Genomic DNA, 13,088 nt, shown 5'->3' on the forward strand with positions numbered 1-13,088 from the left:
AAAATCTCACTTCTGCTCCAGAATTTCCTTCATTTGAGAAAGCAGAGCCCTGGCCTCAGCAACCCTTCCCTCTTCAAGTAAAAAGCGAAAGAGATTACCGCGGGCATCGGGATGGGCAGGATTTGCTTCAAGCGCTTTTTTAAAATACATCTCTGCATTTTCCCTGTCCCCCAGCTTTACCATTGCAACTCCCAGATTGTTTAAAAGATCTGGGTTGTCTTCTGAAAACCCACTTGCTTTTTCAAAACACTCTTTTGCCTTTTCATTTTCTCCCGCAACCAGGTAACACTCACCCATTTTCTGATACAAATCGCCCCAGGAAAACCTGAAAAAGACCATCAAAGACTTGCTCTTTCTGTAATCAACGCTGAAAACTTTCTCAAAACACTCTAAGGCTCTGGCATATTCCCCTTTTTTGTGGTGGGCAAGTCCCAGAAGGTAATAAAGATCAGGAAGATAAGGCTCCCTTTCACGCACAGCATCGAGGTGCGCGAATGCTTCCTCAAAGTCTCCCTCTCTAATTGCAATCCAGGCTAAATCAAGGTGTGCAGTCAATACCGCAAAATTAAAATCCCGAGAAATAGTCAGCACTCGTTGCAAGTAATTTTTTGCTTCTTCGAATTTTCCTTTAAGAAAACAATTTCGCCCCAAATAAGACAGTGCATTAAGATTCTCCGGGTTTTCTTTAATTTCTTTCAAGAGGAGTTCGTAATTCCTTGAAAAAACTTTCCGAGCTGTTTTTTTCTGGTTCTTGTAACCGTAATGGTAAACAAAAATGCTGTACAGCTTAAAAGCTTTCTTTCCCAGCTCAACTAAAGACCCCTCCACCGTTTCGTGTATCCTACCCTGATAGCGGATTTCCGGTCGTCTTCTGAAAACTCGCACCAGATAGTTAAGCATGTAAGTTCTTTCCTGGGGATCCAGAAAGTTTTTGATAGGCAGCATGAACGCTTCATGGCTTGTGTAAGTAAGGATTAAGCGCAGCTTTTTCAGGTCTTCAGGGATCATTGCCTCATCGGCATCCAGAAAAAGTATCCATTCTCCCTGAGCTCTCTCCAGAGCTTCGTTTTTGGCGGCTGAGAAGTCCTCGCGCCACTTGTGAAAGTATATCCGGGCCCCAAAAGAACGTGCTACTTCCACGCTGCGGTCGGTGGAGCCGGTGTCAACCAACACTACCTCGTCGACGTATCCATTTAGTGCAGAAAGAAGCCGGGGAAGATTCTGCTCCTCGTTCTTCATGATAGCACAGGCACTCACGGTGGGAAATTTGGTGGAGTGGGCAAAAAAATGCTCGGTTATCCAGGAAAGATTCTCAAGTGCATCATTAAGATTGGGATTAAGATTCACTGCCTTCACAAAAGCCGCTTTGGCATCGCTCAGGCGCGAGAGAGCAAGGTATGCCGCACCCAGGTTGTTCCAACCCTCAGCGTAGTGGGGGTTTACTTGCAGGGCCTTTTCGAAACTCCTTACTGCTTTTTTAAAATCTTTCTTTTGGTATGCCAAAAAACCCATGAGGTTATACAGAGAAGGAGAGTCAGGAGCTATTTCCTGCATCCTCAAGAGGCATTTTTCTGCTTCCTCAAAGCAACCTTCTTTTATAAACTGGCTGCTTTGCTCAAGCAAGGTTTCAAAACTACCCGGTTGAACTTGCTCTCCATGAGACATCGCAATCCTAATTGGCATTTTGAACCCTCCCGCGATGTATTGCTTTCTCTAAATAAACTGCCCATCTCTTCCAGGAATCTGGAACGTCGGGAAGTTCCATCAAAGCGTAAACGGCACTGATAAGTTGGGCTTGCTTCAGCTCATCAAGCGGACCTGGAACTATCAGAATATCCGGCGAGTCTTCAGGGTCAAAACCCAGCTCAAACACTGCCTGAGAAACTTTTTGCAAAATTACCTCCTCTTTGCCCTCCTCATACAAAACCAGAGTTACCTCATCCTGGGGCGAAAATTTGGTGAGATACCACCTGAGTGCCTCTTTCGAAAAAGGAGCAAGATAGCTCATCGAGCGAACTCCATCCAACGGATAGGGTTCAATCCGCAGGGGTACTATGTGCTTTTCGGGGCTAAATACGTCTTGGAGCAGAGAATCAATGCGATAACCGTTTTCAATAGATAAGTTTTTTGGAAGTCCCCACTTGCTTTTGAACTTTTCCCAGTTAGAAAGCATGAGTTTGCGGTAGTCAATCTGTTCACTCTGAAAAGTCTTACTTCCAAAGTGATGCACAAAAACATCGTGGGCAATTTTTATTTTAAAACCGGCAATTTGAGCCCGGATACAGAAATCGTCATCTTCAAAGTTACCAAGGCCAAACCGAGGGTCAAAACCTCCTATCCTCTCAATAACTTCACGCTTAACAAGCATACAAAAACCTATTACTCGCAAAGCCTCTCCCCAGTTTTTGGAATGCCTTTGGCTCCAGTTCCGCGCAAATTCCTGCATTGCTTCCAGGTCGTCTCCATAGGGAATGTCTCTAACCATCTGTTGTCCAGCTACGTAGTTGGAGCGCGGGCCAACAATACCCACACGTGGATCAGATTCGGCACAAGCAATAAGTCTTTTTAGCCATCCTTCAGTTACTACCACATCGTTATTGAGAAATACCACATAATCACCTTTCGCCTCAAGAAGCCCCCGGTTGTTGCCCAGTGCAAACCCCAGGTTAAAGCCGTTTTCGATGAGTTTCACATCGGGTTGCTCTCTGAGATATTCCACTGTCCCATCAGTTGACCCATTGTCCACAACAATGATTTCATGAGGTTCTGGAGTATATTCGCGTATGCTGTCCAGACACTTCCGAGTATATTCGAGGTTGTTGCGGGTGAGGATGATGATAGAAGTAAGCCGAGGTAAATCCCTTTTAGTCGCAGAAACTAAATACTGATATACCCTGCTTTCCTCCTGAAGGTTTTGAGGACTCAACCCCCATTTTTTTAGATCCCCAATCAAACCAGCAGGAATTTCTTCTCCACGAAGCGAAGTAGTGTACAGCCCTTCTATGTTAAAGCCAATTTCTTTAAACATCCTCACCAGGGAAGATGCAGTAAAGAAACGCAAATGAGTACGATCCAGGATGCCGGCTTCTTGGTACTCCCACTTTCCCTCAAGAAGAGTCTTGATTACACTCCAATGGCGCACGTTGGGAACGCTTGCCACAATTTGACCACCATTCCTTAAAATCCTTTTGGTTTTTTTGAGTGCTTCCCAGGGATCAACAAAATGTTCCAAAACATCCGCAAAAATCACACAATCAAAATAATCAGAAGGCAAGTCCTCCACTATCTTTTCGTAGTCGCCAACTATGACTTTATCGAGATTACCAGAGGCCACTTCTGCAACCCGGGGGTTAATTTCCACACCCCAGACTTCGCAATCTCTTTCTTCTTTCAGAGTTTTCCCGAGATTCCCCTCACCACAACCCACATCCAGCACCTTACGGCATCCAGGCATGATAAGATTGCGCACCTCAGGTCTTGAATATGAGTAATAACCAGCTGGTTCTCTCCTTTTCTCTGCAACAACTGGATTGGTCGCAACAGACAAACTCCAGCGCTCCTTCCAGCGGGTAACCTCTCTCTCAAAAACCATCTGTGTTGAGCGCTCAAGCTCTCCCTTGCATCCAACCCCAACCACCGTATGGGGAAAACGGGGGTGTCCCACCCACTCCACAAAGCGATAACCAAATTTTTGCAGTAAACTTTTGAACCCCTCCGGCGTAAAGCGCCAGTAATCAAAAGGATAATCATGAATTGGAAAATTCATCACTGAGCTGATTACCACGAACCCACCTGGCTTTAAAATTCGGTATACTTCATCCATTGCCCTGCGCACAAATTCAACATGTTCAAGCGTATCCATCACCAAAACTGTTCCTACCGCACCATCGGGAAGCTCAATATTATGAAGATTCAAAATACAATCAACACCAGGTCCCGGACGCATATCGCAACCCACATATTGCTTCCCTGGAAAGAAAGGTCACAAATCAGCGAATCCTTCCTGACCCGCCACCTGGAGCGAACCAAATTCATAAATGGGTTCCTGAAAAGGCAAAAGAGGCACTATAACCCGAACGAAATCCTTGATTATTTCCCGCACCGACAATAACCCTCCGAACTTTTGCTTTTTTCGAGATAAAAAAGCTTGCCAAAGCACTCAAAATTCAAAAAAGTGCCAAAATCCTTAGATGTCCTGATGTTACTTCCTTGTGAAGATTTTTGCTTCCTTTCCCAAAAATTTATTTGAAAGAGCTTCACTGCAAAAAAGAAGTCTTTGAAATAATAAATAATCCGGTCTCAGCCCAACACGAATCAAAATCAGAAAAAACTGCGCGTACTTGTAACAAAGAAAAACCTGCGGAGAGGTTCGCTCTATGGTGAAAACAGTAAAGAAAATAATTCTCCACCCAAAGCACCTAACTCTTGAAAATTCTCTACTCTTTGCTATCATACACTCAGAAAGTGAATACTGGCTCAACCCTTCGTGGTTGCTCCTTCGGGGAGCTGAAAAGGGAAACCGGTGCAAGTCCGGTGCGGACCCGCCGCTGTGAGAGGGAGCGAAAGGTGTAAAAAGCCACTGGCTGAATAAGCTGGGAAGGCGCACCGAGTAGGCTGAAGCCCTCAAGCCAGAAGACCTGCCACGAAAGGATGGGCGAGGATGAAGGCAAAGTCCTCGGCTCAAAGCATGCTTTGGGTCGGGGACTTTATTTTTAATAAGCAAAATAAAGGAGGTTATACCATGTCCAAATCAGCCTATGCTCAGTCAACTGTAGCACGCTTGACTATTACAGCGACCCTGATTGCTCTTTCTGTGGTGGGCTCTTACCTCAAAATACCCTCACCAACCGGAACAGTTGCTCTCGACTCTCTTCCTGGATTTTTGGGAGCAATTCTTCTGGGGTATCCAGAAGGAGCAGTTATTGGGTTTTTGGGCCATATTCTCACCTCGCTCAACGTGGGATTTCCTCTGGGTTTGCCAGTGCATCTTCTCATTGCCTGCGAGATGGCGGTTATATGTGTACTTTTCAGGCTGCTCTATCAGAAAAACCGTATTCTGGGTATAGCTTGTGGTGTCTTTCTTAATGGTGTTTTGGCACCAGCTACTCTTGTTCCAGTCTTTGGGTGGGGATTTTTTACCGGGATTGTGGTTTCTCTGCTTGTGGCATCAGCAGTGAATATAATCCTTGCCTCCTTAATTTTTGAAATGCTCAAGAAGCGATGAATAGACGCGATGCGGTATTTATCAAAATAAACGAAAAGGAACTCATGCTTGTTGCCTGCGACTCCTTAGGTGGTATAGGCCCCAAAAGCATGGATTTTGTAAAAGCAGAGGTTGCAACCTGTGCAAAATATACTTTCCGGGTCGCTCTTTCTGAAATCCTGAGTTTAGGAGGAAATCCCATTGCTTTTTCGTTAACTCTTTCCACTGAACCCTATCCCTTTATCGAACAAGCGTTATCGGGCATCAAGGGGGAGCTTGAGGCTTGTGGCCTCAGCCCCCTTCCTTTCGTGGTCTCTTCAGAAAAGAACTTCCCCACCCATCAAACTGGCCTGGGCGTAACCGTGATTGGCATGGTAAACCATGAGGAGCTAATTTTTGAAAAAAGCTGCGAAGGTCTTAACGTGTTCCTCTTGGGAAGCCCTGCGGTTGGAGAAGAAGTGCTTGCAAAGCAAAATGAAATTGCTGGTCCTTCCGACATCATTGCTCTGCGAGAAAGCGTGTTGTGTGGAGACATCATCCCGGTGGGGTCCAAGGGAGTGTTCTGGGAACTAACGACATTTCTGCAAAGCACCGGACTCACCGTAGAGATTGAAAACCCCTTCCCGCTTCCACTTTACAAAAGCTGCGGCCCCGCAACGGCACTTCTTTTCACCACTTGGGAAGAGGAAAAAAAAATACACAAGGTTTCAAAAAAACCACTTTTTCGATTAGGAAAACTCAGAAAGACCTAAATTGAAAGCACTGCAGAGGCACGGATTTTGCTCTCCTTGAGCAACAAAAGCGCTCGATTGGCTTCTTCAAGCGGGAACACTTCAATTTGTGTTTTGAAATGCAGCCTTCTGGAAAGTTCAATAAGCTCCTGTACGTCCTTTCTGGTGCTATTTGCCACGCTCTGTATACAGCGCTCTTTATAAACCAAGTCATAAGGAAGCTCTGGAATTGGAGTGGAATAAATACCTGCTGTTATCACCCGTCCCCCCGGACAGAGGTATTCAAGGGCCACCTTCACCAGATGCCCGGCGGGAGCGAAAATGATTGCTGCATCAAGCTTTTCAGGCGGTACATCCTCAGCCCGACCCACAAAAGAGGCACCAAGCTCTCGAGCGAGCTTCTGGTGTTCCGGAGAACGGGTAAAGACAAATACCCGAACACCTTCAAAAAGTGCCATCTGGGCAACTAAGTGCGCTGAAGAACCAAACCCAAAAAGTCCCAGTATCTCGCCTTCCTTTACTTTGCTTTGCCGATAAGCTCGATAACCAATAACTCCACCACAAAGAAGAGGAGCAAATTCCACATCTTCATACCCTTCAGGAATCGGATACGCGGCTTCCTCTCTAAAAATTGCAAACTCGGCGTAACCCCCGTCCAGGTCATAACCAGTAAACAACGCATTTTCACAGAGATTTTCCATACCCTGTCTGCAAAAGCGGCATACCCCGCACACCTGGTTTATCCAAGGTACACCAACCCTCTGACCTACCTCAAGGTTGTTTACTTTCTTTCCTCTTTCAACCACTTTTCCCACAATCTGGTGGCCAGGAACAAGCGGGAGTTTATGGGGAGGAAGTTCGCCCTCCACGATGTGTAAATCGGTATGGCACACTCCACAGGCAGCGACTTTTATCAAAACTTCATCGTCCTCTACTCCTTGAAGCGCAACTTCCTTGAGGAGCAGTGGAGAAGTCTCTACCGGAGCCGTTCGCTCAAGAACCATGGCCCGCATTGCACATCTCACCTTGGAAAAAGTTGAAAGTTTTCTTTAACCCTTCCCAAAGGTCTACCTCTGGCACCCAGCCCAGAATCCTTCGCGCTTTCTCACAAGAAAGCGCAATGTGGTTGATTTCCCCTTTGCGTTCTTTTTCGAAAACAACCTCCACCTTTCGACCCGAAATTTTCTCAAGCAACTCCACAAGCTCCAAAACGCTGGTTTCTCTGCCAGTTCCAATATTGTAGACGCCCGAAGGTGCGAAGACGGCAAGCAGATTGGCCCGGGCCACATCTTCCACATACACGTAATCTCGAGTTTTTCTCCCATCACCGAAAACAACACAGGGTTTCCCCCGAAGAATCCTTCCGCAAAAAATAGCTACCACCCCAGCTTCACCCTGAGGGTCTTGACGCGGACCATAGACGTTACCATAGCGCAGGGCAACGTACTCAAGCCCCCACACCCGGTGATAATACTCAAGGTACATTTCTACACTTCTTTTAGCCACACCGTAGGGAGAAAGCGGAGAGGTAGCAGCACTTTCTTTTACCGGTAAAACATTTGGCTCACCATAAATGGCCCCACCCGTAGAGGCAAAAACGAACTTTTCAACCTGGAACTGGCGGCTGAGCTCAATCAGGTTCAAACTTCCCAGAATGTTAATCCAGGCATCAAAGGTCGGATCCTCCACTGAGCGGCGAAGGTTAATCTGAGCCGCATGGTGATTGATAATATCTGGTTTTTCCTCTTCAAAAACCCTGCGCAAGGCAGCAGAATCAGTGATATCCACCTGATAAAAAGTGGCTGCGGGGTTCAAATTAGCTTTCTTTCCTGTCGACAGATCGTCGACCACCACCACCTGGTAGCCAGCAGCAAGGTAATTGTCAACCACGTGGGAGCCGATGAAACCGGCTCCCCCGCTCACCAGTACCTTCAAAAGGACATCAACCCTTCACCGCGCCCATGGTCAGGCCTCGAACGATGTATTTTTGCACCATCAAAGCAAGGATTGCTGGCGGCAAAATAGCCAAAAGCAGGCGCGTGGAAACATACCAGAACTGAACTCCCTGAGTATGTTCAGTACCGGCAATCACGATAGTCATGGGAATTGCCTGACGGTAAGTGAGAACCAGAGCAAAGAGAAACTCATTCCAGGTGAAGGCAAAGCAAATGATGGCCGTAGAAACCAGGGCAGGAGCAGCAAGAGGAAGGGCTACCCGCAGAAACGCTGTCCAGCGAGAACACCCATCCACCAGGGCTGCCTCTTCAAGCTCCACAGGGAGTTCTTTGAACATATCCCTCATAATTAAAACTGCAAAGGGCATGGTGAAAGTAGTATTCACCAGAACCAGTGCCAATCGGGTATCCAGAAGACCCAAGCTCTTTATGATCAAAAAGAAGGGAATCACCGTAGCTGCAGGTGGAAGGAAACGTTGCGAGAGAAACCAAAGCGCCATATCCTGGTTTTTCCACTTGCGAAACCTGAAGCGTGCCAGGCCATAACCAGCAAGAGAGCCCAGAGCAATAGCCAGTAAAGCCGCAGAAACCGAAATAACGATGCTGTTGGTTATTCCCTTCATAATTTCAGGACCACGCTGGGTAAACTCCATGTACCAGTTATCAAGGGTGGGCTTAAACTGCAACCAGGGCACAACAGACAATCTGAACACATCGATAGGTTTCTTGAAAGAAGTTATAACCGCCCAGTAAAAAGGAGTGACCACCCATATAAAGGTTATGACAATTACTATCCAGACCAGAACATCCACGATACCGAGTTTCTTTTTCTTCTTCACTTTATCACCTCATTCATACAGACTGCGGTATCTGCGGAAGAAAAAGATACCCACCGCCAACGACATGAACATGAGGAAATAGGCCATCGCTGAAGCGTAACCCAGGTCAAAGTTCCTTAGTCCCTGGGTATAAACATAAAAGGTAAGAGTTCGGGTAGCAGTTCCCGGCCCCCCGTTGGTCAGTGCAAAAGGAATATCAAAAACTTTAAAAGCGTCAACCAAGCGGAGCATAATTACGGTTCCCAGCACTGGAGAAATCATGGGAAAAGTAATATAGCGGAAGATATCCCAACCGGAAGAGGTATCCAGAACTGCGGCCTCATAAACTTCATCCGGTAAAGATTGCAAACCAGCCAACAAAATAATAAAGGCAAAAGGTGTCCACTGCCATACGTCAACCATGATGACCGCAGTTCGCGCCCAGAAAATATCTGAAAGCCAGGGCACTTTACTAAAACCAAGTGTTTGAAGCAAAATATTAATCGGTCCATTTTCTTCATAAAACATCATGACTCCCAGGTAGCCCAGTGCAACCGGGGCAGTAAAAAGAGGAGTAGTCATCAAGGCTCTGAAAAAGCGCAAGCCCCGCATTTTGCGGTTAAAAACCAGGGCCAAAAGTAAGCCCAGGGAAACGGTGATGGCAACACTAAAAATAACAAAAATAAGAGTAAAACCAAGAACACCCCAGAAGCGATAATCCTGAAACATACGGGCATAGTTGGCCAGACCGGCAAAGCCAGTTATTCGTCCGTAAGCAACTCGAGAAAGGCTTACCCGAAAAGAATACACCAGAGGGAAAATGGTAAAAAGAAGAACCCATACAATCCCTGGAACAACAAAAAAGCTTCCACGTTCTTTCATCGTTTCTCTCCCCTGAATTGCAGGGGCCTCTTTCCAAGGGGCCCCTGCTTTTTAAAGGTTTTAGCTATTTCTCTGGGACGTACCCTATGGCTTCCTGGTAAATCTTCTTCTGGTTTTCCCTGCCCAGACGATCGGTAATCGCATTCCAATCTTCTTTGGTCCTGCGCAGTGCTTCTTCAGGAGAAACCTGTCCAACCACTGCCTCTGAGAGGTGAATGTCCCATACTTCCCAGTACTCAGGAGTGCCAGGAATACGGAGGTAGGCCTGGCGCAAAGGATACTTGTACCACATTTCCTCATAAGCAGTTACGAACTGGCGTGCATCTTCTGCATCATATCCAGTCTGGACATAATCTTCAATATCCGCATATCCGGTGGGCTTGAGAAGGTCATAAAGGGTACCCGGGTCAATACCTGTCCAGCCCCAGACTACGTTCCAGTGGTTAATCTCAGGAGTGGCCTGCCAGGACAGGAAGTAAGCAGCAAGGTCTTGCTTCTTGGAAAACTTGGAAATTACTCCATGCCAGGAAGCTCCTACGGTATTGGCAACGAAGTTTCTCTGGTTAACCCATTGCTGAGTCTCAAGATCATAGTATTTTTCGCTACCTGGAATGGGTGCAACGCCAAGTTTTCCTTTAATGTTGGAGCTTTCAGGAAGCTGGGACAGCGAGCCCACGTCGCCCCAGGAGAAGGTCAAAACAGCTTTTCCTCTCAAGAAAGCATCCCAGGCTTCGCCAAGGCTCCAGCCCCACATCGCTGAAGGACCAGTCTTGGAAAGCTTGAGGAGCATCTTCAGTGCTTCAACAAAGCCTGGAGTATCTACCAGGGGCTCCATGGTTTCTGGGTCAAACCAGTAAACGTTGTGGTAACGAGTTACCTTGGTGGGATCGTCTCCCGGAGCTGGTGAAACCACATAAGGAGCAGAGAGAGCCATGAAATGGAAGAAGCCCTGTCCACCAACTTTTAAGTGCATGGTAATACCGTAATCCTTTTCACCATCGCCATTCCAGTCCTTACCGTTGAAAAAGTCGCAAACATCATAAACCTCTTCCCAGGTGCGTGGAGGAACCGGCAAATCATAGCCTTTCTCCTGCTTAAAGAGCTCCTGCCACTTGGGATCAGTCAATATATCCCGACGATAATAAAGTACCTGGCCATCATGGTCGTTGTTGAAACCGTACCAGGTTCCCTTCCACTGCAGGAGTTCCCGGATAGGAAGCAAAATGGAGTCCCTATCCCATTTGGGCATGCGAGGGTCATCAAAATACTTGTCAATGGGCACAATCCAGCCATTGGAAACATAGTCACCGTAGAACCAGCTGGGACCAATTATCACGTCGTAATAGCCAGTTCCAGTCATCAAATCAGTGAAAATCTTTTCACGAAGTTCACCAAAGGGTATTTCTACTATATCGTAGGTTGCCCCAGTAAGTTTTTCAAAGAAAGGACGCCAGAAATAAAGCGGACCAGAAATTGCACCACGAGGTCCTGCCGAATACACACCAATGGTAAATTTCTGTCCTTGCCAGGCCGGATCAGGATTCCCCTTGTCGGCAGCCTGGAAAGCAGCTTCTGCAGTCTGAAGTTCCAGTTCTGAAGTTTCCTCCTGGGCCAGAGCCAGGAAACTCCAGGTCAAAACAAGCACTACTGCTAAAGCTACAACTAGCAATATTGAAGACCGCTTCATATAAGAAACCCTCCTTCCAATTTATAATTCACGTTTTACAAAGGACAAAACCCCAAAAACCAAAATAGGACCAACGCCCATCTGCCTCAAAAGACTCTTACTTCATTTCTCACCTCCTATCAAATTATATTTTATTCAGCCTATCAATATTTATTCTACCACACCTTACGCATTGCAAAAACTATCACCGCCATCAGAAGAGGGCGTTTCTTCCGCTCTCAATTCTCTCTCCATTTCCAAAAATACGGTTTCCAATTCTTTCTCTACCTCTCGCAAGCGGTTTTTACAAAAGGAACACAAAAAGGCCGCTCGCTTCACTTTTTCAAGCAAAGCATCAAGGTCCAGCTCTCCCCTTTCAAGCTCGTTAACGATGAACTGAAGCTCTTCAATTGCCTGTCGGTAATCAATCTTTTCTTCCTTCACGACTTTCCTCCACCCTGCTTATCAGTTTACCATCAAAAAGCCAGGTTTCAATACGTTGCCCAGGAGCAACCTCTCCAGCGTGTTTTACAATCTTGCCTTCCAGAAAGGTGATACTATAACCCCTTTTTAAAGCATTTTGAGGATCTAAAAGGCGCACCAGATTTTCACTGTGCTCCATTTGCTTCCAGAATTCCCGCCACCGAGTTTTTGAAGCATAACAAACTCTCTGGATGAAATCTTTGAGCGATCTTGCCTCATTCTCCAAAACGTTAACACTTAGAGTCTTCACAGCACGAAAACTCTCCTTCAGCAAGTAGTGATTTCTGCTCACGTCGTGCTCGCCAAGACGTACCAGGCGTTCTTTCAAAAGCTCAAGATTTACTCTGGTTCGCTCCAGAAGGCTTTCCACATCCCTTTTAACTCGCCTTTCAAGGTCAAGTAGGGACAATTCAAAATCCCGAGCACGACCAATAATGAATTCGGCTACGGCGGTCGGCGTTTTCAAAGAAGTATGTGCTACCATATCCAGAACCGATTGATCCCGCTGGTGACCTATACCGGTAATTACTGGAATGGGGAAATTGGCCACTTTTTTAGCCAGAGTATAGCTATCGAAAGAGCTCAAATCGGTGCGTGACCCACCCCCACGAATAATAACCGCTACGTCGAAATAATCAACTCTTCTCTCCACCTCTTCAAGTGCCCGAATTAAAGAGACTTCTGCTTCTTCCCCCTGAACAAAAGCTGGGAAAAGACAGCACAGAAAACGGTATCCAAAAGCATTGCCCTGCAAATGATGTACAAAATCTCCCCACCCGGCTGCCTGAGGAGAAGAAACCACTGCGATGCGCTGGATGACCGGAGGTAGCAGTAAAGAAGCATTCTTCTCCAGCAACCCCTCCTTAGCCAAACAGGCAATAATTTCATTGCGCCGACGCATCATCTCTCCCAGGGAAAAGTTGGGATCAATATCTACTACTTCCAGTCTCAAACCATGCACGGAGTGAAAAATCAATCTACCCAGAAGGAGTACCTTGAGACCTTCGCGCAGTGTCTCGCCAGTTGTTTCCTCAAAGAAAGCCCGAATCCGATTAAAATTATCCCGCCACATCAAAGCCTCCATTTTTGCCTTAAGCGTCTCGCCTTCCTTTTCCACCAGTTCCATAAAGCAATGGCCATTCCGGCTCACCTTCAAAGCAGCAATTTCGGCAACTACCCACATTTCATTGGGGAAAAATCCTTCCAGGCAGACTTTCACCAGATAAGCGAGCTGGGAAAGCGTGAGATACTGCACATCTTTATCTGACACAGGAAAGGAATCAAGGTGTTCCATTTTCCCAAATGGAAACTCAACTTCCAAAAGCGAATACCTCCTTTACCCTCTTTTCA

The 13,088-nt window shown here is 46.5% G+C and carries 11 protein-coding genes and 1 riboswitch; of the genes, 2 read left to right on the forward strand and 9 right to left on the reverse strand.

Annotation, left to right across the window (positions count from 1 at the left end; all coding sequences use genetic code 11):
• Window positions 1–6: 6 nt before the first annotated feature.
• Window positions 7–1,683: a tetratricopeptide repeat protein gene (locus QBE54_RS10350; RefSeq protein ID WP_369018112.1), complete on the reverse strand. Its 1,677-nt coding sequence runs from the start codon at window positions 1,681–1,683 to the stop codon at window positions 7–9.
• Window positions 1,673–3,946, reverse strand: coding sequence for a glycosyltransferase (locus QBE54_RS10355; RefSeq protein ID WP_369018113.1), 2,274 nt, complete (start codon window positions 3,944–3,946; stop codon window positions 1,673–1,675). Before QBE54_RS10355 ends, QBE54_RS10350 begins: the two co-directional genes overlap by 11 nt.
• A 524-nt stretch (window positions 3,947–4,470) precedes the next feature.
• Window positions 4,471–4,660, forward strand: a riboswitch (cobalamin riboswitch).
• Window positions 4,661–4,741: 81 nt separating this feature from the next.
• Between QBE54_RS10355 and QBE54_RS10360 the strand changes: the two genes are divergently transcribed.
• The gene (locus tag QBE54_RS10360) at window positions 4,742–5,224 is read left to right on the forward strand and encodes an ECF transporter S component (RefSeq protein ID WP_369018114.1); all 483 of its coding nucleotides are present in this window, start codon (window positions 4,742–4,744) and stop codon (window positions 5,222–5,224) included.
• Entirely contained in the window at window positions 5,221–5,955 is a 735-nt protein-coding gene (locus tag QBE54_RS10365; RefSeq protein WP_369018115.1) for a hypothetical protein, read from the forward strand. Before QBE54_RS10360 ends, QBE54_RS10365 begins: the two co-directional genes overlap by 4 nt.
• On the opposite strand, the gene QBE54_RS10370 is transcribed toward QBE54_RS10365, so the two are convergent.
• The 7 genes from QBE54_RS10370 to xseA form a co-directional block, all read right to left on the reverse strand.
• A complete protein-coding gene (locus QBE54_RS10370; protein ID WP_369018116.1) occupies window positions 5,952–6,959 on the reverse strand; it encodes a zinc-dependent alcohol dehydrogenase family protein in 1,008 nt (335 codons plus the stop codon). The genes QBE54_RS10365 and QBE54_RS10370 overlap by 4 nt on opposite strands.
• Window positions 6,928–7,869: an NAD-dependent epimerase/dehydratase family protein gene (locus tag QBE54_RS10375; RefSeq protein WP_369018117.1), complete on the reverse strand. Its 942-nt coding sequence runs from the start codon at window positions 7,867–7,869 to the stop codon at window positions 6,928–6,930. The genes QBE54_RS10370 and QBE54_RS10375 overlap by 32 nt, the downstream gene beginning before the upstream one ends.
• A gap of 7 nt (window positions 7,870–7,876) precedes the next feature.
• Window positions 7,877–8,728 carry a carbohydrate ABC transporter permease gene (locus QBE54_RS10380; RefSeq protein WP_369018118.1) on the reverse strand — a complete coding sequence of 284 codons (852 nt, stop codon included), beginning with the start codon at window positions 8,726–8,728 and terminating at the stop codon, window positions 7,877–7,879.
• 9 nt (window positions 8,729–8,737) lie between these two features.
• Window positions 8,738–9,589, reverse strand: a complete 852-nt coding sequence (locus QBE54_RS10385; protein WP_369018119.1) for a carbohydrate ABC transporter permease — start codon at window positions 9,587–9,589, stop codon at window positions 8,738–8,740.
• 64 nt (window positions 9,590–9,653) lie between these two features.
• Entirely contained in the window at window positions 9,654–11,276 is a 1,623-nt protein-coding gene (locus tag QBE54_RS10390) for an ABC transporter substrate-binding protein (RefSeq protein ID WP_369018120.1), read from the reverse strand.
• 165 nt (window positions 11,277–11,441) lie between these two features.
• Window positions 11,442–11,699, reverse strand: coding sequence for an exodeoxyribonuclease VII small subunit (xseB, locus tag QBE54_RS10395; protein WP_369018121.1), 258 nt, complete (start codon window positions 11,697–11,699; stop codon window positions 11,442–11,444).
• Entirely contained in the window at window positions 11,680–13,059 is a 1,380-nt protein-coding gene (gene xseA, locus QBE54_RS10400; RefSeq protein ID WP_369018122.1) for an exodeoxyribonuclease VII large subunit, read from the reverse strand. The genes xseB and xseA overlap by 20 nt, the downstream gene beginning before the upstream one ends.
• Window positions 13,060–13,088: the final 29 nt, after the last annotated feature.

It is taken from the genome of Thermatribacter velox, assembly GCF_038396615.1.
Classification (GTDB): domain Bacteria; phylum Atribacterota; class Atribacteria; order Atribacterales; family Thermatribacteraceae; genus Thermatribacter; species Thermatribacter velox.